Origin of the sequence: Sorangium aterium (genome assembly GCF_028368935.1) — a bacterium.
Classification (GTDB): domain Bacteria; phylum Myxococcota_A; class Polyangia; order Polyangiales; family Polyangiaceae; genus Sorangium; species Sorangium atrum.
In genome coordinates, this window is sequence record NZ_JAQNDK010000002.1 from 1533298 (window position 1) to 1558420 (window position 25123).

The 25123-nt window shown below is 70.6% G+C and carries 22 protein-coding genes; 11 read left to right on the top strand and 11 right to left on the bottom strand.

The window, feature by feature from the left end; all coding sequences use genetic code 11:
* Positions 1-321 precede the first annotated feature (321 nt).
* From POL72_RS20805 to POL72_RS20820, 4 genes are all read left to right on the top strand, one after another.
* Entirely contained in the window at positions 322-1644 is a 1323-nt protein-coding gene (locus tag POL72_RS20805) for a S41 family peptidase (RefSeq protein ID WP_272097228.1), read from the top strand.
* Positions 1645-1810: 166 nt separating this feature from the next.
* A complete protein-coding gene (locus tag POL72_RS20810) occupies positions 1811-2449 on the top strand; it encodes a peroxiredoxin (protein ID WP_272097229.1) in 639 nt (212 codons plus the stop codon).
* Positions 2450-2455: 6 nt separating this feature from the next.
* Positions 2456-3088 (top strand): hypothetical protein, encoded by a 633-nt coding sequence (locus tag POL72_RS20815; RefSeq protein WP_272097230.1) that lies wholly within the window; start codon positions 2456-2458, stop codon positions 3086-3088.
* A 132-nt stretch (positions 3089-3220) separates the two neighbouring features.
* Positions 3221-3760 carry a hypothetical protein gene (locus tag POL72_RS20820; protein WP_272097231.1) on the top strand — a complete coding sequence of 180 codons (540 nt, stop codon included), beginning with the start codon at positions 3221-3223 and terminating at the stop codon, positions 3758-3760.
* Between the two features lie 93 nt (positions 3761-3853).
* On the opposite strand, the gene POL72_RS20825 is transcribed toward POL72_RS20820, so the two are convergent.
* The 3 genes from POL72_RS20825 to POL72_RS20835 form a co-directional block, all read right to left on the bottom strand.
* Positions 3854-4402 (bottom strand): hypothetical protein, encoded by a 549-nt coding sequence (locus tag POL72_RS20825; protein WP_272097232.1) that lies wholly within the window; start codon positions 4400-4402, stop codon positions 3854-3856.
* A gap of 173 nt (positions 4403-4575) precedes the next feature.
* Positions 4576-5025, bottom strand: a complete 450-nt coding sequence (locus POL72_RS20830) for a cupin domain-containing protein (protein WP_272097233.1) — start codon at positions 5023-5025, stop codon at positions 4576-4578.
* 153 nt (positions 5026-5178) lie between these two features.
* The gene (locus POL72_RS20835; RefSeq protein WP_272097234.1) at positions 5179-5880 is read right to left on the bottom strand and encodes an alpha/beta hydrolase; all 702 of its coding nucleotides are present in this window, start codon (positions 5878-5880) and stop codon (positions 5179-5181) included.
* 248 nt (positions 5881-6128) lie between these two features.
* Between POL72_RS20835 and POL72_RS20840 the strand changes: the two genes are divergently transcribed.
* Complete coding sequence (locus POL72_RS20840) at positions 6129-6842, top strand: IclR family transcriptional regulator (RefSeq protein WP_272097235.1); 714 nt, start codon at positions 6129-6131, stop codon at positions 6840-6842.
* A gap of 5 nt (positions 6843-6847) precedes the next feature.
* Entirely contained in the window at positions 6848-7738 is an 891-nt protein-coding gene (gene ilvE, locus POL72_RS20845; protein WP_272097236.1) for a branched-chain-amino-acid transaminase, read from the top strand.
* 95 nt (positions 7739-7833) lie between these two features.
* On the opposite strand, the gene POL72_RS20850 is transcribed toward ilvE, so the two are convergent.
* The gene (locus POL72_RS20850) at positions 7834-8745 is read right to left on the bottom strand and encodes a LysR family transcriptional regulator (protein WP_272097237.1); all 912 of its coding nucleotides are present in this window, start codon (positions 8743-8745) and stop codon (positions 7834-7836) included.
* A gap of 680 nt (positions 8746-9425) precedes the next feature.
* Between POL72_RS20850 and POL72_RS20855 the strand changes: the two genes are divergently transcribed.
* From POL72_RS20855 to POL72_RS51260, 3 genes are all read left to right on the top strand, one after another.
* Entirely contained in the window at positions 9426-10976 is a 1551-nt protein-coding gene (locus tag POL72_RS20855) for a hypothetical protein (protein ID WP_272097238.1), read from the top strand.
* A 153-nt stretch (positions 10977-11129) separates the two neighbouring features.
* Complete coding sequence (locus POL72_RS20860; RefSeq protein WP_272097239.1) at positions 11130-13064, top strand: ABC transporter ATP-binding protein; 1935 nt, start codon at positions 11130-11132, stop codon at positions 13062-13064.
* Positions 13061-14983: an ABC transporter ATP-binding protein gene (locus POL72_RS51260; RefSeq protein WP_272097240.1), complete on the top strand. Its 1923-nt coding sequence runs from the start codon at positions 13061-13063 to the stop codon at positions 14981-14983. Before POL72_RS20860 ends, POL72_RS51260 begins: the two co-directional genes overlap by 4 nt.
* Here the strand turns inward: POL72_RS51260 and POL72_RS20870 are convergent.
* Both POL72_RS20870 and POL72_RS20875 read right to left on the bottom strand, forming a co-directional pair.
* Positions 14969-15394, bottom strand: a complete 426-nt coding sequence (locus tag POL72_RS20870; RefSeq protein ID WP_272097241.1) for an organic hydroperoxide resistance protein — start codon at positions 15392-15394, stop codon at positions 14969-14971. The genes POL72_RS51260 and POL72_RS20870 overlap by 15 nt on opposite strands.
* A gap of 209 nt (positions 15395-15603) precedes the next feature.
* Positions 15604-16212 (bottom strand): VOC family protein, encoded by a 609-nt coding sequence (locus POL72_RS20875; protein WP_272097243.1) that lies wholly within the window; start codon positions 16210-16212, stop codon positions 15604-15606.
* 136 nt (positions 16213-16348) lie between these two features.
* Here POL72_RS20875 and POL72_RS20880 point away from each other — a divergent pair, with 136 nt between their 5' ends.
* Complete coding sequence (locus tag POL72_RS20880; RefSeq protein ID WP_272097950.1) at positions 16349-17002, top strand: TetR/AcrR family transcriptional regulator; 654 nt, start codon at positions 16349-16351, stop codon at positions 17000-17002.
* A 96-nt stretch (positions 17003-17098) separates the two neighbouring features.
* Here the strand turns inward: POL72_RS20880 and POL72_RS20885 are convergent, their stop codons facing one another.
* The 5 genes from POL72_RS20885 to POL72_RS20905 all read right to left on the bottom strand — a co-directional run bounded on the left by POL72_RS20885 (position 17099) and on the right by POL72_RS20905 (position 23844).
* Complete coding sequence (locus tag POL72_RS20885) at positions 17099-18358, bottom strand: PAS domain S-box protein (RefSeq protein WP_272097244.1); 1260 nt, start codon at positions 18356-18358, stop codon at positions 17099-17101.
* Between the two features lie 234 nt (positions 18359-18592).
* Positions 18593-19348, bottom strand: a complete 756-nt coding sequence (locus POL72_RS20890; RefSeq protein WP_272097245.1) for a glutathione S-transferase N-terminal domain-containing protein — start codon at positions 19346-19348, stop codon at positions 18593-18595.
* Positions 19349-19446: 98 nt separating this feature from the next.
* Complete coding sequence (locus POL72_RS20895) at positions 19447-22722, bottom strand: P-loop ATPase, Sll1717 family (protein ID WP_272097246.1); 3276 nt, start codon at positions 22720-22722, stop codon at positions 19447-19449.
* A gap of 52 nt (positions 22723-22774) precedes the next feature.
* Positions 22775-23104 carry an AzlD domain-containing protein gene (locus POL72_RS20900; protein WP_272097247.1) on the bottom strand — a complete coding sequence of 110 codons (330 nt, stop codon included), beginning with the start codon at positions 23102-23104 and terminating at the stop codon, positions 22775-22777.
* Positions 23101-23844 (bottom strand): AzlC family ABC transporter permease, encoded by a 744-nt coding sequence (locus POL72_RS20905; RefSeq protein ID WP_272097248.1) that lies wholly within the window; start codon positions 23842-23844, stop codon positions 23101-23103. The genes POL72_RS20900 and POL72_RS20905 overlap by 4 nt, the downstream gene beginning before the upstream one ends.
* A 357-nt stretch (positions 23845-24201) precedes the next feature.
* Here POL72_RS20905 and POL72_RS20910 point away from each other — a divergent pair, with 357 nt between their 5' ends.
* Complete coding sequence (locus POL72_RS20910; protein ID WP_272097249.1) at positions 24202-25110, top strand: MBL fold metallo-hydrolase; 909 nt, start codon at positions 24202-24204, stop codon at positions 25108-25110.
* Positions 25111-25123 lie beyond the last annotated feature (13 nt).

Genomic DNA, 25123 nt, shown 5'->3' on the forward strand with positions numbered 1-25123 from the left:
TGAGCTGCAACCCCGGTGAGCCGCAATCCCGCTCAGGGAGCGAGCGAACCTCAACCCCGGTCGGGATCTGGTCGGCGGCCAAGTGAGATGAATTACGTTGGTGGCTGAGCCGCAACCCCGGTCGGAAGCGGCTGAACCTCAACCCCAGTCCGGATCTGAACCTCAACCCCGGTCGGGATCTGGTCGGTGGTGGAGTGAGGTGGATTACGCTGAACCCAACCCCGGTCGGGGATCGGGGATCGCGAACCCAACCCCGGTCGGGTCGAACCGCCAACCCAACCCCGTTGCTCGCCCTTTCCGTTTCGTGGTGTGCTGGGGCGCATGGTCGCCTCGAAGCTCGTCGCGGTCCTCTCCACATGCACCCTCGCGCTGGCCGCCGCCGCGACGGGAGGCTGTACCGCCTCGGACGGTGATCCAGAGCCAAAGGCAGACTGCTCACCGCAGGGACAGAACCAGTTCCTGTTCGAGCTGATGAAGGACGCCTATCTCTGGTACGACACCGTACCCGACGTGGACTACCGGGCGTACCCCTCGCCCGAGGCGCTGCTCGTGGATCTCGTCACCGAGCCGCGAGACCGCTGGAGCTACATCTCGAGCAAGAGCGTCGACGACGCGTTTTTCCGGGAAGGGCAGACCCTCGGGTTCGGCATGCGGTGGAGCTTCGACCAGGAGGACAGCCTCCGGTTCGCGATGATCCAGCCGGGCTCGCCTGCCGGAGAGGCCGGCCTCCGGCGGGGCGACGCGGTGGTGGCGATCAACGGGATCGACGTCGAGCAGGTCGTGAGCGACGACCTCTGGGAGGAGCTCGCAGGCCCCGACGAGGAAGGATACGAGATGTCGCTCACGATCGAGCGCGCGGACGCCGAGCCCTTCACGGTCGCGCTCCGGAAGGCGTGGTATGGCATCACCACGGTCGTGAGCCCGCGTGTCGTGCAGGCAGGTTCCGCGACCATCGGATATCTCATGCTCACCACCTTCATCGAGCCTTCGGTGAGCGAGCTCGACAGCGCCTTCGCGCTGTTCAGGGAGAGCCAGGTCGACGAGCTCGTGCTCGATCTGCGCTACAACGGCGGTGGGCGCCTCTCCGTCGAGAGGCACCTCGCGAGCCTGATCCACCGGCCGGCAGAGGCCGGCGCGCTGCTCGACATCACCGCGCACAACGACAGGCACGTCGACTGGGACAAGCGGGAGACGTTCGAGGACCTCGACCAGCCGCCGCTCCCCCTGTCCCGGCTGGTCGTCATCACGTCCGGCGGGACGGCCTCCGCGAGCGAGACGCTGATCAACAGCCTGCGCGCCTACATGGACGTGAAGATCGTCGGCTCGACCACGCACGGCAAACCCGTCGGCATGTACGGATGGGACAACTGCGACATGGTCGTGCACCCGATCGCGTTCCGGGTGCTCAACGCGAAGGAAGAGGGCGACTTCTACGATGGCTTCCCCCCCGACTGCGCCGCCGACGACACGCTCAGCGCAGAGCTCGGCGACGCGGGCGAGACGTGCCTCGCCGAGGCCCTGCACCTGCTGGAGCACGGCGAGTGCTCGACCGCGGCGCAGCCGGACGGGGCGGGCGAGCGCCGCGCCTCGCCGCCGCGGGAGATCCCGTGGCGCGGCCTCCGGCGCGAGGTCGGCGCGCTCTGACGCGCGGCCGCGCCGGCCAAGCGCGGCGCGGTGCGGCGCGGTGCGGTCGAACGCGCCGGCGGCGCCCCGGCGCGAAACACCGCCGCTCCCGGCTTGACACGCTGAGCGGCTTGACGGAGATTCCTCCGCCATAGCGGAGACTGGGCCGCGGCCAGGAGGGAATGTCATGAGCCTGCAACTCGGAAGCATCGCGCCTGATTTCGAGCAAGAGTCCACGCACGGGACCATCCGATTCCACGAGTGGGCCGGGAGCTCGTGGGTGATCCTGTTCTCGCACCCGAAGGATTTCACCCCGGTCTGCACGACCGAGCTCGGCGCGGTCGCCAACCTCAAGGCGGAGTTCGACAAGCGCGGCGTGAAGCCCATCGCGCTCAGCGTCGACGACGTCGACTCGCACAAGCGCTGGTCCGTGGATATCGAGGAGACACAGCGCACGAAGCTGAACTACCCGATCCTCGCCGACGTGGACCGGAAGGTGTCGGGCCTTTACGGGATGATCCACCCGCAGGCGAGCGACACGCTCACGGTGCGCTCGGTGTTCGTCATCGATCCGAACAAGAAGATCCGCGCGACGTTCACGTATCCGGCGAGCACGGGGCGCAACTTCGACGAGATCCTGCGCCTCATCGACTCGCTCCAGCTCACGGACAGCCACTCCGTGGCGACGCCCGCGAACTGGAAGGACGGCGATGAGGTGGTGATCGTCCCCTCGCTCCAGGACCCCGCCGTCCTCGCGCAGAAGTTCCCCAAGGGGTACAACGCCGTCCGCCCGTACCTGCGCCTCACCCCGCAGCCCAACCGCTGATGCGGCGTGGCGCCGCCCGAGCGCGGCCAGGCGTCGACGCGGCGCCTCGCCGCGCTCGCCGTGGTGCTGCCGGCGGCGTGCTCGCGCGCGCCCGCGCCCGAGGCGCTCGGGGCGAGCGGCGGCGGGCCGAAGCCGGCGGCGCGGGCCGCCGGCGCCGGCTGGAAGCTCGTCCACCACGAGACCTTCGATGCGCCGTTCCAGGAGCCCGCGGCGTGGATCGAGGATCGGTATGGGGACGAGAGCCCCTATCACGTCGACGTCTTCGACGAAGATGGGGAGTTCTTCTCCGCGCGGGGCGGCGAGGTGTTCCGGGAAGGGCTGCGGAGGTTCCGATCGTTCCGGAAGTCCTTCACGTACGGCGAGGGCGGCTGGCTCACGGTCGAGCTGTACGGCCGCGACAGCGACCGCGATGGCGTCCCCGAGACAGGCGGCCGCTTCGAGGCGGTGGGCGGCAAGGCGAGGCTCGTCTCCACCCGCCATTACGACGGCGCGATCCTCCGCTCGACCGCGCCGCTGCCGCCGCGGTACCGCGTGGAGGTGACGGTCTCGAACATCGACTTCGGCGGCCTGCGCGAGGGCAGCAGGACGCACGGGGGCAAGACCAACGGCTACGACGGGGACGAGCTGGCCGACCCGTAGCGGTTCAGCGATCGCAGCACCGCGCCGCGGTCGGCGATATTCGATAATGGTGTTTACTTTCTCTGCATCACCGATTATCCGCGGCCGGCCCCTCACAACAACGTCTTCATCCATCACCACCGGAAGGTCGTGATGGACACCGACAGCAACTTCGGAGAGGACGGCCCCTGGTCGGCGGTCTGGAACCCCTCGACCGGCCGGGCCGAGCAGGATGGATCACGCTATGTGAGCATGATCTGGCTCCGCGGCGATGCGTTCGGGAGCCCGTGGACCGGAAATGGGTTCACGTCGTACACCGCGGCCGGGTGGAAGGACGGCCCCATCTTCGTGGACAAGTACCTCGACAGGGAGGCTTACGTATTCACCGTCGAGCGCGACGGCCGGGGCTATGCGATGTCCGCGGCGGGCAGGTTCCACCACGGCGGCAGCACGACGTACGCCGCGCGGAGGGACTTCCGCGAGCCGCCGGTGACGTGGCACTACAACCAGCGCCCCGACGAGATCGAGGCGGAGCGCCACGGCGAGACGGTCGATTTCGGCGAGACCTTCGAGACCTGGCCGGCGGGGTCGGCCTACCCGGATCACTTCTTCTTCGGTGATCCGCACATCAACTATTACGAGGGCACCGCCGAGTTCGACGACGTGAAGCTCTACGTGCCGGACGACGGCTAGCGCCTGTTCCGGCGGGCGTCGCTGGTCGGGCGGGGCTCCGGCGGCGGCGGTCTCACCCGGACGATCTGGCCCCGAGCCTCCGGTCGAGCGCGTTCACTTGGGCGTGCACCCCGGCGAGAGCGTCAGGAGCGGTCCCGGTGTGCAGGAGTCCAGGCCGAGCCGGAGTTCGGCCACCAGGTGATCGAGCGCCAGAAGGGGCGCCGGCGCCTCGGCATACCCGTAGAGGTGCGACGTCTCGAGACCGTCGCGGCGCAGGTGCACCGACGTTGCGCCGCCGTCGGCGCAGTCAGGGCAGCCGTAGCGGTCGTCGAGGGCGACGCCCGATAGCGCGTCCTCGATCTCGTCGAGCTTTCGCGCGCCTTCGTCCGTCAGCGTCGCCAGGTTCGAGCGGGGACAGCCCTGGTTGTGCGTGCAGGCCTTGAGCGAGAGCTCGGCGCCGTCGCGGGAGACCGTCGTGATGCACTCGCCGGAGCAGAGCCCGAAGGAGTATTTCGTGGAGCGCCAGATCCCCTCGGCGTCGGACGAAGCGCCGAGCGACTGTTGCCCCGGTGCCGACTCCTCCTCGGAGCCGAGAGCGCAGCCGGCGGCGAACGGGAAGCTAGCGACCAGCACAAGGACCTTGAAGAGCGTGTTCGGTTTCATGCCAGCACCAGACGGCAACCCGTGTGCCACGAGCCAGGGCGCCTCACGTGGCTCCGGTGCAGGCAGCGTCCTGCGGCCGGGCAGAACAAGGCTGCACGCCCGCCCGGCTGCTCGGCGAAGGCGACCTCGCCAGAAAGCGACAGGCGGCCTGGCTCAGCCTACAGGCATCGATGTCAGACCTCGCACTTTTTGCCAGCGAAGCGGTGCTGATCCCACGGCAGCTCGATGCGTTCGCCGGCAGGCGTCTCCACGGTGACCGGCGCTGCGCCGAGCGCGGCGACGACGTGCATCTCTTCCTCACCCGTGTTCACGATCTGGTGCGGGACACCCGCCGGTACGATGAGCGTCGAGCCCGGGCCGAACGTGAGGGCCACTCCATCGATCTCGCATGTCCCGGAGCCGCGGAGGACGACGATCACCTCCTCACATGCGTGCCGGTGACGCGGCGTTTGCGCGCCCGGCGCAACGGTCTGCATCCACACCTCGAGCGTCCGGAGGCCGTCGCGAGGGCCGGCGAGGGTCTGGTGGGCGAGCCCGGGCAGGCTGAGCTTCTCGATCGAGGCGATGTTCAGGACAGTCATGGGTTGATCCTCCACGGCAGCGTCGGGCGCGGGTCTGCCCATCGCGACAGGCCGTCGCGACAGGCCGCCCTGCTCGCTGGATACGGCAGCCCTCCGCCGCCGTTTCGCTGGCCGAGCAGGAATGTCGATGGGGTTCCGGGAGCCAGGCGCGGGCGATGCCGCCCCGACGTCGCCGCGCCGCGCGCCGATGTCGGCTCAGCCGCCTGCGGCCGCGACGATGTCGCGCACGAGCGCGGCCAGCTCGTCCGGCTGCGACAGGAACGGTGAGTGGCCTGCGTCGAGGCGCCGCACGTCCCTCGCGCGCTGCGACATCGCCTCCTGCGCGAACAGCGGGATGGCGTTGTCGCGCTCGCAGATCACGTACGTGGAGGGCAGCTCCTGCCAGGCCGCGGCCCCCAGCGGCTCCGTGAAGGACGCCTTGGACTGGGGCCGCAGCGCCGTTGCCGCGGCGGCTGCGACCTCGTCGCTACAGTCGTTGTAGAAGATGTCGCGCGCGCGGTCGGGCATCATCGTCCGGCCATCCGTGGAGGTGATCCACCACGGCGGCTCGTGGCCTCCGATCGCCGAGAGCAGGGATTCCCCCGGGCCGAGCATGAACGCGCACAGGTAGACGAGGTGGGCGACGTTGCCCGCGCGGGCCGCCACCTCCGTGACCGGCAATCCCCCATAGGAGTGCGCGACCACGACGGCCTCGCCTGGCGCCTCGGCCAGCGCCGCCCGCACCGCCTCTGCGTCCGCCGCGAGGCTCCCCGGCTCGCCGGCGGCGGGCCCGACGCTCGGCAGCTCTGGCACCCGGACGTCGAGCCCGCCGGCGAGCAGCCGACACGCGACCTGGGACCAGCAGGACGGGCCGTGCCAGGCGCCGTGGACGAGTACGACCGATGAGATCTTCCGCATGTGCTCCTCTCCTCCGCAGCTCACGGCGGGACGGAAGGACGCTATCCGACCCCCTCGAGCGACACCAGCGCGCGTCGCCCCCAGCGCTGAGCCCGCTGCCCCAGCGCCTCCTCCGGCCCCGCGCGCCTCCGCCCGCCATGCCGCGGGAATCCCGCGGCGCCGCGCCGCACCCGAGGCGCGCCCTCGACCGCGGCGCGGGATGGAGGTATACCATTAATCGGAACGTAATTCCGAATAGTGGAACTAGCATGGAGCGATCCGGGACGGTCGACAAGGCGGTGCGCGCCCTCGAGGCGCTGCGCGAGGGGGGTGGCAGCGCTTCGCTCTCGGAGCTCGCGGAGCGGCTCCGCATGCCGAAGGCGACCCTGCACCGGCTGCTCGCGTCGCTCGCCGCGCACGCGCTGGTGGAGCAGGACGGGGAGGGGCGCTACCGGCTCGGCGTCGGCCTCATCCGGCTCGGGCTCGGGGCGCAGGGGCTCGACGCGGTCGCGCGCGTCGCGAGGCCCGAGCTGGAGCGGGCGGCGCGCGCCTTCGGCGAGACGTTCTTCCTCGTCGCCGCGCGCGCCGGCAGGCTCGTCGTGCTCGACAAGGCGGAGGGCACGGGGCTCCTTCGCGCGACCCCCACCGTCGGGGCCGAGGTGCCGGTCGACGTCACCGCGAGCGGCCGGCTCTACCTCGCGCACGCGCCGGAGCTCGTGGGCGCCTCGGGCGCGGACCCCGCCACGCTCCGCGCCGCGCGGCGCGCGGCGAAGCGCGGCCACGACGTCAACGAGGGGGAGTGGATCGACGGGCTGACCGTCATCGCGGCCCCGGTGCTCGCGCGAGGCGGCCTGCACGGCTGCGTCGCCTGCGCCGCGGCCGCCCAGAGCCTGCGCGGCGATCGTCGTGACGCCGCGGTGAGTCACACACGCGACGCCGCCGAGCGGGTCGCGCGCGCCCTCCAGGGCGAGGGCAGGAGGTGAACGGCATGAAGACATGGATTGATGGGCGGATCGTCGACGCTGCGGACGCGACCGTGAACGTGACCGATCACGGGTTGCTCTACGGCGACGGCGTGTTCGAGGGCATGCGCGTCGCTGCGGGGCGCGTCTTCCGGATCGAGCGCCACCTCGCGCGGCTCGAGATCGGCGCGAGGGCGCTCGGCATCGCGCTCCCGCGCTCGCTCGACGGGCTCCGCGCCATCGTCGAGGAGACCGCGCGTGCGCACGGCCAGCCCGAGGCCTACGTGCGCCTCGTGGTGACGCGCGGCGTGGGCCCGCTCGGCGTCGACCCGACGACCTGCGAGCGGCCGGGGCTGTTCTGCATCGTGGGGGCCATCCGCCTCTTCGACGACGAGCAGCGGCGGCGCGGCCTCGAGCTCATCACGTCGAGCCACAGGAGGCCCAACGCGGACGCGCTCGACATGCGGATCAAGAGCCTGAACTACCTCGGCTCCGCGCTCGCGAAGCTCGAGGCGAGGCAGCGCGGCGCCGACGACGCGCTGCTCCTGAACGCGCGGGGCCACATCGCCGAGGCCTCCGTGGCCAACGTGTTCGCGCTCCGCGGCGACGTGCTCGCGACGCCGCCGGCCACCGACGGCTGCCTCGAGGGCATCAACCGCGCGGCCGTCATGGATCTCGCGCGCGGCATCGGGCTCACGGTCGTGGAGCGTTCGATCGGGCGGCTCGACGTCTTCGCCGCCGACGAGGCGTTCCTGACGGGCACCGGCGCGGGCGTGATCGCCATCCGGAGCCTCGACGGGCGCACGATCGGCCGCGGCGAGCGCGGCCCCGTCACGGCCCGCCTGACCTCGCTCCACCGGCAGCTCGCCGAGACCGAGGGCACCCCGTTCATCGCCGCGCCCGGCGGCCCGGGTTGAACGGCGGCGCGAGTTAACCGGTTCATCCATTCGTCACTCGGCACGTCGGCTCGCCTCCGCTCCCGCGAGACCTGGTCGCCGCGCGGGAGAGCGCGTCAGCTGTCGCGGGCGATCTCCGCGAAGACGCCGCGCAGCCAGATGTGCGCCGGGTCCTTCGCGTGCCGCTCGTGCCACACCTGATCCACGGAGAACCCGCCGAGCTCCACGGGCGGCTTCATGACGTGCAGCTCCTCCATCTCCGCGAACACGCGCGCGATGCGCGCCGGCACGGTCAGGACGAGGTCGGTCTGGGCCACGATGTGGGCCGCCACCAGGAAGTGCGGGATCTGCAGCGCCACGCGGCGTGAGAGCCCTCGTTCGGCGAGGACCTCGTCGACCCGGCCTCCCCCCTCGCCGCGCGGGCTGATGAGCGCGTGCGGCAAGCTCGTGTACGTCTTGAGCGTGAGCTTGCCCCGCACCGCGGGGTGGTTCCTTCGCACGACGCACATGTAGCGCTCCTCGATGAGCCTTTGCCGGTAAAACCCCGCGGGCAAGGTGGGGAGCAGGCCGATCGCGAGATCGACCTTGCCGGTCTCCATGGAGCTCCACATCTCGCTGTCGTAGGGGCGCGCGACGAGGTCGATGAAGGGCGCCTCGGAGACGAGCTTCTGCACGAGCCGCGGCAGCAGGATGAGCTCCACGTAATCGACCGTGGCGACGGTGAACGAGCGGCGCGCCGTCGCGGGCTCGAAGCGAGGGCTGCGCGCGACCGTCGCCTCGATCTTGGCGAGGGCCTCGCGGATGGGGCCGATGAGCTCCTGCGCGCGCGGCGTCGGGATCATCCCCCGCGGCGTGCGCACCAGGACGGGATCGTCGATCAACACGCGGAGGCGCCCGAGGGCGTGGCTCATCGCCGACTGGCTCAGCCCGACGCGCGCCGCCGCGCGCGTGACGCTCCCCTCCGCCAGCAGGGCGTCGAGGACGACGAGCAGGTTCAGGTCGATGGAAGCGAGATGCACGGGATGCATGGGGCCCATGCTACTAATGAGTTGGAAGCGCGCCATCGGCCGACCTAAACGTTGGCCATTGAACCGGCACGGTCACTGATCTCACCGCGAGAGGTGAGGGGATGCCGCCGGTCTTCGCACCCATGTCCGCTTCGATCTCCCGAGCACGCCCGCGGAGCCGGGCACACGGCTCCTCCTCGCGCCCGCTCCGCCCGCCGTCATGGCGATACCCGGCGATGCCGCAGGCCGATCAGCCGGAGAATGTCGTCTCGTGATCCTGCTTGTAAAGGTTCGTTAGGAAGTCAGATTTGTGCTGCGAACGTTTGTGAACGTTGCCATGTCTGGTCCGGTCCGCTAAGTAATCGCCGCCTGAGATCGCCTGTGGCGCGATCCCCGTAGGGGGTCGTATCGAGGCGGAGCGGCCCGAGCGCGCTTGTCGCATGGAGCGCGCGAGGACCGGGCCTCGAGCCTCCGGCGTGCCTCCAACGCCGCGGGGATGGCCTGGATCGGCCATCTCGCCCGCAGCGCCGGCGCCGCGTCGGCCGCCGGCCGTCATCGTAGCGCCAGGTCGGTTTCACCTGTGTTTCCTCGGCGCTGCCGCCGGACGGCGCGCCGCATCCATGAACGCCGTGGTTCGGAATCGGTGTCGAACAACAGTAACAGGAAGAGAGCGCGTCATGCCAAGTCCGAGATTGAGTTCCTTGATCCTCGCCCCCATCGTCTCTGTTTCCCTCCTCGCCTCGTGCGCCCCTTCCGCGCCGGAGGGCGAGGGCGAGGTAGAGCCCCTCGGCGCCGCGTCGAGCGCGCTCACGGCTCAGCAGCGGCTCGCGGCTTGCGACCAGGATCCTCGCGTGATCGCCGGGCTCGTCACGAGGGAGATCTGCGCGGGCGCCGATATCTTCTTTCGCGAGACCTTCGAGGGCAACGGCCGCTCCTGCGGGACGTGCCATCCTGTCGGAAACAACTTCACGATTGACATCCCCTTCATCGACGCTCTGCTCGAGGACAACCCCCTCGACCCGCTGTTCGTCTTCGAGCAGGACCCGGATCTGACCGATCTCGAGACGCCCGAGCTGAAGACGCTCGGCCTGATCCGCGAGAACATCGATGGCTTCGACGATCTCGACAACAAGTTCTCGATGCGCGCGGTCCCCCACACGCTCTCGCTGGCGACGAGCATCACGCCGGATCCGGTGGACGGGATAGCGAGCCCGCCGGTCCATCGCACGGGCTGGTCGGGCGACGGCGCCCCGGGCACCGGCTCGCTGCGCGAGTTCCTCACCGGGGCGATCACGCAGCACTACCCGACGGATCTCGGCCGCGTGCCGGGGGTCGCCTTCCGGCTCCCGACGGCGCAGGAGCTCGATCTGACGCTCGCCTTCCAGATGAGCCTGGGCCGGACGAACGAGCTCAACCTCACGCAGGTGAACCTCGCCGATCCCGAGGCGAACGAGGGGCGGCAGGCGTTCCTCGACCCGGCGCGGGGCCGCTGCAACGTGTGCCACGCGAACGCGGGCGCGAACCACCTGGACACGGGGCGCAACCGCAACCTGGACACGGGCACCCGGAAGGCCCCCGCGACCGGCACCATCGGCGCGTTCGACGGCGGCTTCGGCGGCAGCGGGCTGGCCTCGCCCAACATCGATGTCCTGGACATCGGCTTTCTCAACGGGTTCGGCGACGGCACGTTCAGCACCCCGCCCCTCATCGAGGCCGTGGACACGCCGCCGTTCTTCCACACGAACGCCTTCGGGAACCAGATCGAGGGCGCGGTGGCGTTCTACCTGTCGAACTTCTTCAAGGACTCGCCGGCCGGCCTGGAGCTCGAGGCGCGGTTCGGCAGCCCCATCCAGTTCCCCGACACCGACATCAACAAGATCGGGCGGTTCCTCCGCGTGCTGAACGCGGCGTTCAACCTCGACATCGCAAGACAGCGCCTGAACGCCGCCCAGGTGCTCGTCCAGCAGTTCCACGACACGCGCGCCGACGTCCAGCGGCGCCTGATGGAGCTGGCCGAGGCCGAGATCGACGACGCGCTGGAGGTCCTCGACGCCGGCGGCACGCCGCTGCACCCCGTCTCCACGGATCGCCTCCAGCTGGCGAAGACCGAGATCGCGGCGGGCCTCTCGGCGGCGACCTGGTCGCAGCGCCAGGGCCGGATCTCGAACGCGATCTCGCGCGTCCAGAACGCGCGCGATCAGTTCGGATCGAACATCAACTTCCAGCTCGGCAAGGGCAACCTGATGTACTAGCGGAGCGCCAGGAGCCCTGTCAGGGCGCTGACCCAGCGGTCCAGGCGACACGCGGGCCGCGCCCCTGGTTCGTGTCCCCGCGGCTGGCGAACGCCGCACAAATCGGTAGCTTACGGGCCCCGGCATGGCCGGTATGCCAGGTGCCCTGCGCTGATGTTGTCCGGTTCACGTCCTGATGTCGGTTCCCTCGCTTCGCCTGAAACAGGGCGCTCCCGCGAGGGCGGCTCTCTCCTGCTGCGGCTCCTCGGGCTGAGCTGGGCGTACCGCGGGCGCGTCCTCCGTGTCCTCGGCTACCAGATCGTCCTGCTCTCGCTGGGGCTCGCTGGGCTCGGCCTGACCGGCCTCGCCATCGACATCCTCCGCCATCGGCTCGATCCGTCGAACCGCCTCCCCGATCTGCCGGCCGGCCTCGGCACGCTGGTAGACGCCGAGCGTGAGCCCATGCGCGCGGTCCTCTCGATCGGCGCCGCCATCCTCGCGATGGCGGTCGCGCGCGCGGTGATCAACTACGGCTACGCGCTCTCGGTGGGCCACCTCGTCCACATGGAGATCGTCCCGGATCTCCGGGCACGGGTGTACGACAAGCTCCAGCGGCTGAGCTTCCGGTTCTTCGACGCCAACAAGAGCGGCTCGCTCATCAACCGCGTCACCGGCGACGTGCAGCTCGTGCGCTCCTTCGTGGACGGGGTGCTGCTCCCGAGCGTCATCATGGTCCTGTCGCTCGGCGTGTACGTCGCGTACATGCTCCGCGCGCACGCCCTCCTCACGCTCGCGTGCCTCGCCCCGACGCCGCTCCTCTGGATCACGAGCACGCTCTTCGCCCGGTGGGCGCAGCCCGCCTACCTGCGCAACCGGGAGCTCGTGGACCGCATGGTCCTGAGCTTCACGGAGGGGCTGCAGGGCATCCAGGTCATCAAGGGGCTCGGGCGAGAGCGCGAGGCCCATCGCCGCTTCGACGAGCGCAGCCGCGAGGTGCGCGAGCAGCAGCAGGAGACCTTCCGGACGGTCAGCGTGCTCAGCCCGACCATCGATCTGCTCGGGCAGATCAACCTCGTCATCCTGCTCGGCATGGGCGGGCTGCTCGTCACGCGCGACCGGATGACGCTCGGGCAGCTCGTGGTGTTCGCCGGCATCCTGCAGCAGTTCTCGGGGCAGATCGCGAGCATGGCGACGATCGTCAACACCGCGCAGCAGAGCCTCATCGGGGCGAAGCGCGTCTTCGAGGTGCTCGACACCCCCGTCGAGATCACGAGCCCCGAGGCGCCGGCGCGCCCTGCCCGGGTGGAGGGGCGCCTCGTGTTCGAGCGCGTCACGTTCGGGTACGATCCGGAGCGGCCCGTCCTCCACGACGTCCACCTCGACGTCGCGCCGGGGCAGTTCGTCGCCGTGATCGGCCCGACCGGCGCGGGCAAGAGCACGCTGCTCAGCCTGATCCCGCGCTTCTACGATCCGACGTCGGGGCGTGTCCTCCTCGACGGCGTCGACCTCCGGCGCCACGACCTCGACCACATCCGCCGGCGCATGGGGGTCGTCTTTCAGGACAACTTCCTCTTCAGCAACACGGTGGCGGCGAACATCGCGTTCGGCGCCCCGCACGCGACGCGCGAGCAGATCGAGCGCGCCGCGGCCGTCGCCTGCGCCGACGAGTTCATCCGGGAGCTGCCCGAGGGCTACGACACCGAGCTCGGCGAGGCGGCGGCCAACCTCTCGGGCGGCCAGCGGCAGCGGCTCGCCATCGCGCGCGCCGTGCTGCTCGACCCGCCGCTGCTCCTGCTCGACGACCCGACCGCGGCCGTGGACGCGAGCACCGAGCGCGAGATCCTCGACGCGATCCTCAGCGCGACGCGGGGGCGGACGACGATCATGGCGACGCACAGGGCGCACCTGCTCCGCCGCGCGCACCAGGTGATCGTGCTCGACCGGGGCCGCATCGCCGAGCGGGGGACCCACGAGGAGCTGCTCCGGCGGCGCGGCCACTACGCGAGCGCCCTCGCGCTGCACGACGCCCACGCCTCCGGGGCGCGGGCGGACGACACCCCCTCGCGCCGCGCCGCCGCGGGCGCGCGCCCTGCCGAGGACCCGGCGTGAGCCGCGGAGTCGACGCGCCGAGCCGCCCCGCGACGACGTCGGGAACGGCCCGCTCCGCGGCCGAGGCGGCGCCGATCGACGTGCGCCTCGGCCTCACGCGCGTGGCGCTCGACGACGAGCGGGACCAGCACCACCGCACGCTCGATCTCGGGCTCGTGCGGCGGGTGTTCGCCTTCACCCGCCCGTACGCGCGCAAGCGGAACGCGCTCTTCGCCCTCGTGGTGGTGAGATCGATCCAGCTCCCGATCCTGACCTGGGCGGTCGGCGCCATCATCAGCGGCCCCGTGGCCCGGCGCGACGCGCGCGCGACGCTGCTCGCCGTCCTCGGCTTCGCGGCGCTCGTCCTCTTCACCGAGATCGTCTTCCACTACCGCGCGCGGCTCGCGCTCGAGCTCGGCGAGGCGGTGGTGTTCGACATGCGCGATCGGCTGGAGGCGCACCTCCTGCGCATGCCGATGCGCTTCTTCGTGAAGACGAAGGTGGGGCGCCTCATCGGCCGCATGACGTCCGACATCGACGCGATCCGGGTGGCGGTGCAGGACGTCGTGTTCGTGAGCACGGTGAACCTCGGCACCATGGCCGTCGCGATGGCGCTGATGGCCCACGCGCACTGGCAGCTCTTCCTCGTGGTGGTCGCGATGGTCCCCGTCTTCTGGGGGCTGATCGTCTATTTCCACAAGCGCCTCGGGGCAGCCCACCAGCGCGCGCAGGAGAGCTTCACCCGCGTGACCGCGACGCTCGCCGAGTCGGTCACGGGGGTGCGCGTGACGCAGGGCTTCGTGCGGCAGGACATCAACGGCGGGCTGTTCCGCGCGCTGATCTTCGACCACTCCCGCTACAACATGGATGCGGCGCGCCACTCGGCGGCGTTCCTTCCGCTCCTCGAGTTCAACGGGCAGCTGTTCCTGGCCGTCCTCGTGGTCGCCGGCGGCTATCAGGCCCTCCACGGCGCGATCGAGCTGCGCGTGCTCGTGGAGTTCTTCTTCCTCGCGAACCTCCTGTTCAACCCGATCCCCGTCCTGGGCAACCAGTACAACCAGGCCCTCACGGCGATGGCGGGGGCCGAACGGCTCTTCCGCGTGCTCGATACGGCGCCCGACTGGCCCGACGAGCGCGGCCTCCCGGCGCTGCCCCCGGTGCGCGGCCGGGTCGTGTTCGAGGGGGTCCACTTCGCCTACGATCCGGGCAAGCCGGTGCTCCACGGCGTCGATCTCGTCGCCGAGCCGGGGCAGATGATCGCGCTGGTCGGGCACACGGGCAGCGGCAAGACGTCGATCCTGAACCTGCTCGCGAAGCTCTACCTGCCGACGGCGGGGTCGATCACCGTCGACGGGCACGATATTGCGGCGACCTCGTCCGCCTCGCTGCGGGCGCAGCTCGGGCTGGTGCTGCAGAGCAACTTCCTCTTCAGCGGGACGGTGCTCGACAACGTGCGCCTCGGCAACCCCGCCGCGACGGACGCCGAGATCCGCGACGCGGCGCGGGGCCTCGACGTGCTCGACATGCTCGACGCGCTGCCGGACGGCCTGCGCACCGAGGTCGGCGAGCGCGGGACGGCGCTGTCGCTCGGGCAGCGGCAGATCGTGTGCTTCCTGCGCGCCATGGTCGTGAGCCCGCGCATCGTGCTGCTCGACGAGGCGACGAGCGCCGTGGACGCGCTCACCGAGGCCCGGCTGCAGGCGGCGCTCGGGAAGCTCTTGCGGGGGCGGACGAGCTTCGTGGTGGCCCACCGGCTGAGCACGATCCGGCACGCCGATCGCGTCGTCGTGCTCGACCACGGGCGGGTCGTCGAGCAGGGGACGCACGCCGAGCTGCTCGCGCGGGGGGGAGCGTTTGCGGCGCTCCACCGGGAGCTCGTCCACGAGGGGCCGGCGCCCGTGGAGGGGGCGCGCGGCGTCAGACGGTCAGGCGACCTCTAGGCGGACGGGGACGTTGTTGCGCGTGGCGTTCGAGTAGGGGCAAACCTGGTGCGCCTTCTCGACCAGCTGCTCGGCTTGCGACCGCTCCAGGCCCGGCAGCGCGATCCGAAGGCCGATGTCGAGGCCAAACCCGCCCTCGGAGCGCGGGCCGATGCCGACGCTCGCCGTCACGGTGGCCTCGGCCGGGATCCGGGCCTTCTCCTGCGCGGCCACGAACTTGAGGGCGCCCAGGAAGCAAGCCGCGTAACCCGCCGCGAACAGCTGCTCCGGGTTGTTCCCCTCGCCGCCAGCGCCGCCGAGCTCCTTCGGCGTCGAGAGCTTGACCTTGAGAGCACCGTCGGCAGTGGCAGCGTGGCCATCGCGGCCGCCATGGGCCGTGGCTTGCGTCGTGTACTTCACGTCAACAGGCATTGGAGCGTTCCTTTCGTGGCGATGGGCTCGGTCACGGGCAGCTCGCCCCCGCCGGGCACGGCCCGACCGGGCAGCGCCGTTCGGGTACGCTCCCATAGTGCCCACTTTCCTCCCGGGCAACCGCGGGAGGAGACGCCACCCGGAAATCACGCCAGGCATCGACCGCGCGGCGTCATCCGATTGTAATCAGCTTGCAGTCCGCTGGCGGCTCACGGACCAGCCCAGGTGTAGTCCAGCGCGGAGAGGTCGGGCGCCCCGACCGGTATCTCCCCGGTGAAGCCGAGCGTGACGAGCTCGAGGCGGTTGCCGAATGGATCGTTGAAATAGAGCGACGCCTGGCCCGGCGGTCCGAGCCGCGTGGGGCCGTACGTCGGCACCGAGGCCGCGTTCAAGCGCTCCTTCCACGCAAGCAGCTTCCCGGGCGCGACCCAGAGCGCGCAGTGCGGATGATCCGCTTTCCGGGGCGGCTGCCCGATCGGCGACTCGAAGAGGTCGAGCCGCGGCCCCCCGGCGAACACGACCGAGAGGTGGACCCCCCGCGCGATCTCGTCTGCAGGCCGCCCCATCCGCTCGAGGAACGGGACGTCGACGCGCATCATCAGGCGCGCGCCGAGCAGCCCGACATAGAACCGCTCCGCCACCCGGAGATCCGAGCACGGCACGGTGAGGTGATCGACAGCGCGCAGCTTGCCGCCCCACGGCGGAAGCAGGCGATACGCAAGGTGCGACCAGGCGAAGAACAGACGCATCCCCACGCCTATCGCCTTTCGCTGGACCCGGGCGGCGAGCGGCGCGGTGGTGAGCTCCAAGGACATCATGCATTTCCTCCATGCGATGGGAGTCAATCAATCAGTTGATTGACAATACGCGACGGCGGCCGGACGGTCAAGGCGCGCGCCGCGGGCGCTTGCTGGGACCGGAGGAAACCTGTAGCTTTGCGCGGGCTTGGCGAAGATGAGAAGCGCCGCCGCGGGCGGCAAGACCTCGTCCACGGAGCTCGGTGCAGCGCGGCGGCGCGACCTGCTCGAGGCGGCGTATACGCTCATCGCCGAGAAGGGCCTCGAGGGGCTGCGGACGCGCGACATCGCGGCGCGCGCAGGGGTCAATATCTCGACGCTGCACTACTATTTCGGGACGAAGGACGAGCTCCTCGCGGCCATCGTCACGCACGTGACAGACAAGTTCGTGGAGGCGCAGCGACGCCCGGCAGGCCAGGGCGCCGCAGGCCCGGCGGACGCGCGCGCGATCCTGAGAGCGCACCTCGAGAGCGCATGGCGCACCTTCCAGGACAATCCGCACCTCGCGGCCGTGCTGCAAGAGCTCTCCGTGCGCGCGCAGCGCGACCCGGCGGCGCAGGCGGCGCTCCGCGCCGTCCACAAGGAGTGGAACCTCGCTGTCGAGCACCTCGTGCGACAAGGCGTGCGCGGCGGACAGCTGCGCTCCGATCTGGATCCTCGCTCCGCGGCCCGCGTGGTCACGTCGTTCATCATCGGCGCCATGACCCAGCTCGGGATCGACTCCGAAGCGTTCGACTTTCACCTCGTCTCGGACGAGCTCGATCGATGGCTCGCGCCCGCGGACGGCAAGCGGGCGCGCAGCCGCGGGTGAGCGGCTCGACAGCCGTCGAGCGACGCAGAGGCGCTCCCCGCCACGTCACGTCAGCTCATCAGCTCAAGCGCGCGTCGATGCGCGCGCCCGGTCGGCTCACCGCGGGCCCTTGGCGCCGCAGTGGGAGAGCGCGTAACGCAAGGCGCTCTGGAGCACGCTGAAGGTCTTGAACCCGCCATCCGCCGCGCCGAGCTCCGTCATCGTCCGCGCGATCTCGGGCGAGATCCCGGAGACGAGGCAGCTGCTGCCGAGGAGGTTCGCCGCGCGCACCACGGCGAGGAGGTGAGCCACGGTCGCGGCGTCCACCGCGCTCACGCCGGTCAGGTCGAGGATGGCGAAGCGCGCGCTCGTCCGCACGATCTCGGTGAGCAGCCGCTCCATGATGTCATTCGCCCGCCCCGTCTCCACGGTCCCGATGATCGGCAGCACGAGGACCCCCTCCCACGCCTGGATGATGGGCGTGGACATGGCGCGCATCGTCTCCTGCTGCTGCCGCATCAGCGCCTCGGCGCGCTCGCGCTCGGCGTTCTCCGCCGCGAGAAGGCGGTTCTTCTCCTCGAGCTCCTCTGCGTGGATGGCCCGGCGCTGGAGCGCCTCCCTGAGCTCGGCCTCCAGCTGCTTGAAGGGCGTGATGTCCCTGATCGTGATCGCGACACCGTCGCTCAGCGGGATGACCTGATGCTGGAACCACCGATCCTTGTGCAATGGACTGTCGCTCAGCTCCTCCTCGAGGAGCCGCTCGCCGGTCCGAGCGACGCGCGCGTACTTGTCCAGCTGCTGGCGCGCGGCGGGCGAAAGCTCGCTGAGCCGCTTGCCGACGATCTCCTCGCGGGGCATCGACATCCCCGCGAGGGCCCTCTGGTTGGCGTCGGTGATCACGAAATCCACGAGTGTCCCGGCCTCGTCGAGCGCGCTCCGGAGCACGAAGAAGGCGTCCAGGCTCCCTTCGACCGCCGCCCGGAACCGGGACTCGGCCTCGATCAGCGACTCCTCCGCGCGCTTGCGATCGGTGATATCACGAGCGACGAAATAGACGAGCTCCTCCTCCGGGTGAACCGACGAGTTCCACTCGATCCATCGGTAAGAGCCGTCGCGACACCGGTAGCGGTTCGTGAACGTCACGCTGCCGCTGCCGCCGAACACCTGCGCCGACTCGGCCAGCGTGCGCTCTCGATCGTCGGGGTGCACGAAGTCGATGAACGGCGTCGACAAGAGCTCTTCGCGCGAGAACCCGAGCGTGCGCTCCCACGCCTGGCCAACCCGCTTGAAATGCCCGTCAAAACCGGCGGTGCCGATCAGATCCACGGACATCTCGAAAAAGCGGCCCAGCTCGTCCGTTTGCCACGCTTGTTTCATGGTAAATTCCATCGCTATCAGATCCGGCGTCCACGATCGAGCCTCTGGCGCGACGCGAGGCCCAGCGCTGCGGACGAGCCTGCCAACGGTCGAGGGGTGCGCGCTGGGCGACCGCGCTCCCGGTCAGCCTCACTCGACGCCTGAAGGAGAGAGCCCCTTGATGAAGCACATTGCCATGCTGGCTTCCCCAGGCTTCACGTCGCTCGAGATGCCGCGCTCGCCCGACGCGGCCGGTCAGCTCGCGCGGAAGGCGCTGTAGAGCTGGTCGCGCCACGCGATCAGGTCGTCGTAGCGATCGCGCAGGTCGGGGTCGGAGAAGCACCGCCGGCTGGCGGCGCCGAGCTTCAGCTGGGCGGGCGGCGCGACGTTCACGAGGACCTGGCTCATCGCGATATCCGCGAATGTGAAGCGGCCGAGGAGCGTCCTCGGCGCGTCTCCGGACGGCGCCGCCCGCGCGAGCGTCTCGCGGATCTCCTCCAGCACGGCGACCTGCGTTTGCCGGTGCGCCTCGCCGTCGGCTTTGTCGCCTTCGTACTTGCGGAGGGTGCGGGCGACCCCCAGCGCTCCTAGCCGCGAGGCGAGGGGGCGGAGCGCGCGGCGGATCGGCCTCGGCGCCATCTCGGCGAGCGCCTCGTCGTCGGCCAGCATGCGCCTCAGCGCGCGGGCGCGCCCGGCGGCGAGGCCGCGCTCCGATAGATCGATGAGCCGCGCGATGTCGGCCTCGTGCTCGACTGGGAACAGGGTCGGTCCAGCGCCGCGCCCGTCCGCCCAGCGCGCGATGTCGGCCGAGTCCCCGAGCACGCGCCCGTCGTCGGTGGTGAGCACAGGCACCGAGACACGGCCTGTGAGCCGCCGGAGCTTCACCCGGAGCGCCGGCTCACCGACGAGCGGCAGGTAGTGCCGGAAGGTGTAGGGGACGCGCCGGACGTCGAGGGCCCAGCGGGCCTTCTCGGTCCACGGCGAGAAAACGAGGCCAAGTAGCTCGGTCATGTCGCCGGCAGACTACCACACTGGCGCGCGCCTCCGGCCGAGCGCTTGCGGGCGGAGGACGCGGCGCGCCGGTCGGCCCTCGGGCTCACCGCGCGATCTCACGGGCAGGCGTCGACCTCGTCGATCTCCACCCAGATCGACTCGGGATCGTCGAACCCCTTGAGCCGGAACGCGCCCGCTCGGCGGAAGTCCGCGCGCGACGGGTCGGGGAGCGCGGCGGCCGCGGAGCGCGAGAGCGTCACGCGGCCGGGGCGCGGCAGGCCGAGCCCGGAGCCCGGCTCGTCCATGCGATCTTCCTCGGTGACCGCCTCGATCCGGAAGAGCCGGTGGACCTCCCTGCCGATGACGTCGTGATCGCTCATCCGCACCCAGCCCCAGTGGACGACGAGGCGCAGCTGGGCAGGGTCGTCGATGGTGCGACGGAGCATGCGGGCCGCGTCGACGGCGCGGGCCACCGTGGGATAGACCGCGAGGTACCCATCGCCGGTCCCCTTCAGCAGGCGCGGATTCGTCGCCCCTCGGAGGGAGCCGCGGAGCCGGTGAAGGTGGTCGACGAAGCCGGTGTCGCCGATGCTCCGGATCATGTGGGTCGACCGGACGATGTCGATGAGCAGCATCGCCACCTCCACCCGGTCGGTCGGCTCCGTTTCCTCCCGCCGCTCGTCGGGGAAGAGCTCGAGGAGCGTGAGGTGGAGATCGTCCCAGTGGATCCGCTCGAGGTGCGCGCTGAGGCGGGCGAAGGTGGGGGAGGCGGCGATCGCCCGCCGCGCGGCCTCAGGGCCCTCGCCGTCGGCGACCTCCGTCGAGAGGCGGTCGAGGAGGGAGAACACCTCCCCGGCGACCTCCTCGTCGGCGTCCGGGCGCCGGAAGAGCTCGCGCTGGACGTCGACAACGAGGTCCCAGTGGCGCGGCCAGGGCTCCTCGTGGCCGATGACCACGTGGCGGATCGCGTGGAACGGGCCGCCGCCGGGGAGCGGCTCGATCAACGCGCGGAGGGACGGGTGGAGCAGGTAATACCGCGAGCGCGGCAGCGCGTGGCGCGAGCCGACCACGGCGTCGTGCGGCTGTCGAAAGTGCTGGAGCTGGCGCTCGGTCCCCGGATCGGCGCCGAGCACCCCGAGGAGGCCGCACTCGAAGAGCTCGCGGAAGGGGTGGTAGACCTCGTCGGCGTCCCGGCCGTGGGCGTCGTAGTACGCGCGATCGACCTCATGAAACTTGCACCAGACCTCGATCACCTCGTCGTGGGTGAGGACGTCGCAGGGGAGGAGGCCGAGGAAGCCAGCCCGCTTGTCGCGGTCACAGAGCACCTCGAGGAAGACCCGCATCTCGTCGAAGATGTTGGCCACGAGGAGGCCGGCGCTGGTGCGCTGCACGATCTGCGTGAAGGTCCGCTCGTCGAGGGCCGTTCGGTTGCGCGAGATCTCCGAGGCGAGGATCACGAGGTCGCGCGGCCGCCCGAGGGTGTGGCGGTGGAGGAAGTCGAAGGTCGACTCGCCGCGGGCCGAGCGGCCCGCGCTCACCACGTCGAGGTGGATGAACTCGCGGAGCGGCAGGCGCTCGTAATAGTACGTGAGCTTCTCGAGCAGCTCGAAGAGCTCGTGCTTGGCGTAGCGGAGCGTCGACGTCGCCCCGTAGAGGTTGTTCTTGATGTCGGACTCGTAGGCGGAGAACGCCTCCTCGCGGATGGTGGCGAAGATCTTGACGTGCCTGTTGGCGTTCATCAGATCCCACGCGGCCTCGATCATCCCCGCTTGCATGTGGATCCACGCGGCCCGCGGGAGCCGACGGAGTGCCTGATCGAGCTTGTCGATGAAGATGTAGACGCCGCTGTGGAGCGAGCGGAGCCGCCGCTCGAGCGGGCGCTCCATCGCGTCGACCACCTGGTTGATCTGGCGAACGGTCAGCGAGAGCAGCTCCTTCAGCACGATGGTCGGCTCGACCGGCCGGCCCTCCAGGAGCCCGCGCAGGCTCCGGGGGAGCGGCGCCAGATCCGCGGGATCGGCGGCGCCGGCGGCCGCGGACTGGTAGGAGACGATCGACATGCGGAAGCTGAAGCTCCAGAGCCGCTTGCACTCGTGGAGACCCGACATGAGGTCGGTCCGGGTCTGATCGACGCTGGGCAGATCGCCCATCAGATCGAGGTACGGCCGCCCCTCCGGGATGAACTGCACGGCGGCGTGGCGGCGCTCGCGGCCGGTCGCCGCCAGGTAGATCTCGCTGAGGACCGAGCGCTTGTACGTGAGGAGGAGGGTCTTGCCGAGCCCCTTGCTCCCCGAGACAAAGTGCTTGTTGGCGCTGTCGAGGAACTCGCGGACCACGGCGTTCTTGAAGGTCAGGTCCTTGAGGGCGCCGATGTCGATCTGGTTGGCGTCCGAGGCCCAGCTCTGGTTGACGGGGGGCTCGGGCGGCCCGCCGGAGGGCCGGGGCGGGGGCGGATCCGGCGGGCGCCCGGCGAGCGCCCGGAGCGCCTCGAGGAGCTCGCGGGCGGAGGTGAACCGGCGGTCGAGGTCGCGGTGGGTCGCGCGGGCGAACCAGGCGTCAAAGCCGCTCGGGACGTCCGCCAGCCGCGACGGCGGGACCGGGACATCGAAGCAGATCTTGTGGACGAGCTCGAAGAGCGACTCGCCGCGGAAGGGCCGTTGCCCGGTCATGCACTCGTAGGCGATCACGCCGATCGACCACAGGTCCGCGCGGAGGTCGACCCCACGGGCGTCGGCGATCTGCTCCGGGCTCATGTAGCTCACCGTGCCCAGGGTGGCGCCGGCGTCCGTCTGCGGGGATCCTTGGGCGTCAAGCCCGAGGTCACCCAGCTTGACGATCCCGAAGTCGAGGACCTTGCAGAGAGGGCCATCGTCGTCCTCGACGAGGAAGACGTTGGCCGGCTTGATGTCGCGATGGATGATCTCCATGCGGTGGGCCTTGGCGATGGCGCTGCAGACATCGCCGAGGATCGCCGTCGTCTCTTCATAGGAGAGTGGCCCGCGGGCGATCCGCTGGGCCAGATCCTCGCCGCGAAGGAGCTCCATGGCGATGTAGGGCACCTGCGTGGCTGCATCGACGTTGAAGTCGAGGAGCTGCACGACGTTCTTGCTCCGCAGCCTCGCCGCTGTCTGCGCCTCGCGGAAGAAGCGCGCGCGCGCCCTCTCCGTGCCGACGATCGCCGGATCCATCAGCTTGAGCGCGACCGGCTCGCCGAGGCGAAGATCGGTTGCCCGGTAGACCCGGCCCATGCCTCCCTTCTTCAGGAGCTCGTCGATCCGAAAGTGCTGGCCGACGACATCCCCCGGGCCAACGCCCCTGGCCCCGGTCGAGTCGCTCCCGCGAGCGGATGCCTTCGTGGGCTGGTGCGGACGGTGGGCACTCTCATCCGACATGTCGCCCAGCGTACCAGCCTTGGCGCCTCAGGAGAACCTGCGCGCCCGCGCACTACCAGCCCAGCCCGATGCGCAGCGGCAAGAACACAGCCATCCCGATCACGATGGTTCCGAGGATGCCGCGGCGGGAGAAGTAGTAGGCGCCGGCCGCGACGCTCGCGGGCAGCCGCGCGTCCTGGAAGGTCGCGATGAGGTGTCCCTGCGTCATCACCACCTCGGGCACGATCACGGCCACCAGGGCAGCCAGCGGCGTGTAGCGCAGCCCGCGCCTGAGCCAACCTGGCATCGGCAGATCCCGGTCGGGGTACAGGAAGAAGGCGCGGGTGAACGCGGTGATCAGCGACAGGCCGACGATGGCCACGAGGGTCTCCCAGGCGCTCATCGTCCGGCCTCTTCGGTCACCTTGCGCGCGCGTCGTTGCGCCTCCTCGGCCGCCTCGAGGCCCAGGCCCACCGCGACCGCGGCGGCGATCGCGACGAGGATGTTGAGCTTCAGCGGCAGCGCGTAGGCGGCCACCGCGGCGCTGGCGGCGGTGCCGGCGGCCAGCCAGGTGGCCCTGTCCTGGAGCAGCGAGCAGGTGATGCCCAGCAGCGCGAGCACGCCGGCGAAGCCCAGGCCCCATTCGACCGGGATCACGTTGGCCAGCGCGATGCCGCTCAGCGATGCGCCTTGCCATGCAGACCAGTTCATCGCAACGCCGCCCCAGAAGTAGGGCTCCTGCGCGGGCGACGGCTCGATCGCGGGGAAGCGCTCCCTGAAGATCACGTAGTTCAGGTCGCCGCTGAAATAGCCGCACAGGCACCGTCGCCACCTGGGGAGCCGCGCGAAGTAGGGCCGCCACATCGCGCTGAAGATCACGAAGCGCAGGTTCACGCAGGCGGCGGTGGCCCAGACGACCCAGAGCGGCGCGCCGGACGCGAGCAGCGGCATCGTGGCGAGCTGCGCGCTGCCGGCGAAGACCACGAGCGACATGAGCACCGCGAGCGGCGCCGTGAGCCCGCTCTTGACCATCGCGACGCCGGTCACAAGGCCCCAGGCGGCGATGCCGGGCGACACGTGCAGCATGTCACGCGCACCGCGGCGGAACTCGGGGTGGCGCGCGGTGGCGCGGGCGAAGGACATGGGTCGCTCGGGGTCAGGAAGTGTCCAGGCGGGGTACGAAAGTCAAGGCCGCCCATCCAGGACGCCTCCCGTTCAGGGCGGCCTGAACCGCGGTGCTCCCGCGCCGGGCCCCGGAGCAGGGATCTCGTGGCGTGGGCCCGGGCGCGCAGTGCCATCGACCTCCTCGAGGAGCTCGGCATACCCCGTGCAGTCACGGTGCCTCATGCGCTCCGGTGAGCCCAGGCTCTGGTCGTGGGATCTGCGGCGAGCGGGTCGCGATGAGCAGTTCGAGCGCACGCCGCGCCGTGGGCCCGCGTCGGCGCCACCTCGTCGAGCGGTCGTCGCGGGAGCAGGGTAGCCGCGAAGGGGGATGCGTCCGTGCGAATCCATCATCTCAACTGCATCTCGACTTGCCCGGTCGGCGGCGCGCTGATGGACGGGCGGACCCTGGGGCTCCGCGGGAGGCTGACGTGCCATTGCTTGCTCCTCGAGACGGACAGCGGCCTGGTCCTCGTGGACACCGGGCTTGGGCTGCTGGACGTCTCGATGGCGAGGAAGCGGCTCAGCCGGTTCTTCCTCTTCCTCCTGCGACCGGAGTTTCGCGCCGAGATGACCGCGCGCCGGCAGATCGAGCGCCTGGGCCTTCGACCCGAGGAGGTCCGCCATATCGTGCTCACCCACCTCGATTTCGACCATGCCGGAGGCCTCGACGATTTTCCTGGAGCGCAGGTCCATCTGCTCGCCGACGAGCGTGACGCCGCGATCGCTCGGCGGACGCTCCTCGACCGGATGCGCTACCGGCCGGCTCAGTGGTCGACGCAGCCGAACTGGATTGCGTACCCCTCGGGCGGCGGCGAGCGCTGGTTTGGCTTCGAGGGCGCGCGGCCGGTGGGTGGTTTGAAGGACGAGGTGCTCTTCGTCCCGCTCATCGGTCACACGCTGGGCCACGCTGGCGTGGCTGTCCGGTGCGACGGCGGCTGGCTGCTCCTCGCCGGCGACGCCTACTTCTATCACCGAGAGATGGACCCGGTTCGGCCGGCGTGCACGCCGGGTCTGCGTCTCTATCAGTTCATGATGGAGAAGGACCGCGGCGCGCGGCTCGAGAACCAGCGACGGCTGCGCGCGCTGTGCGAGGAGCGCGGCCACGAGGTAAGGCTCGTCTGCTCTCATGACGTCGTGGAGTTCGAGCGCATCACCGGACGAAGCCATGCTGTGCCGGCCGGAGCGGGGAGGGGCGCGCCCGAGCCACCGCTGTGGATCCCCGCTTCGGTCGCGGGCGCGCGCTGACCGCGCACGGCAG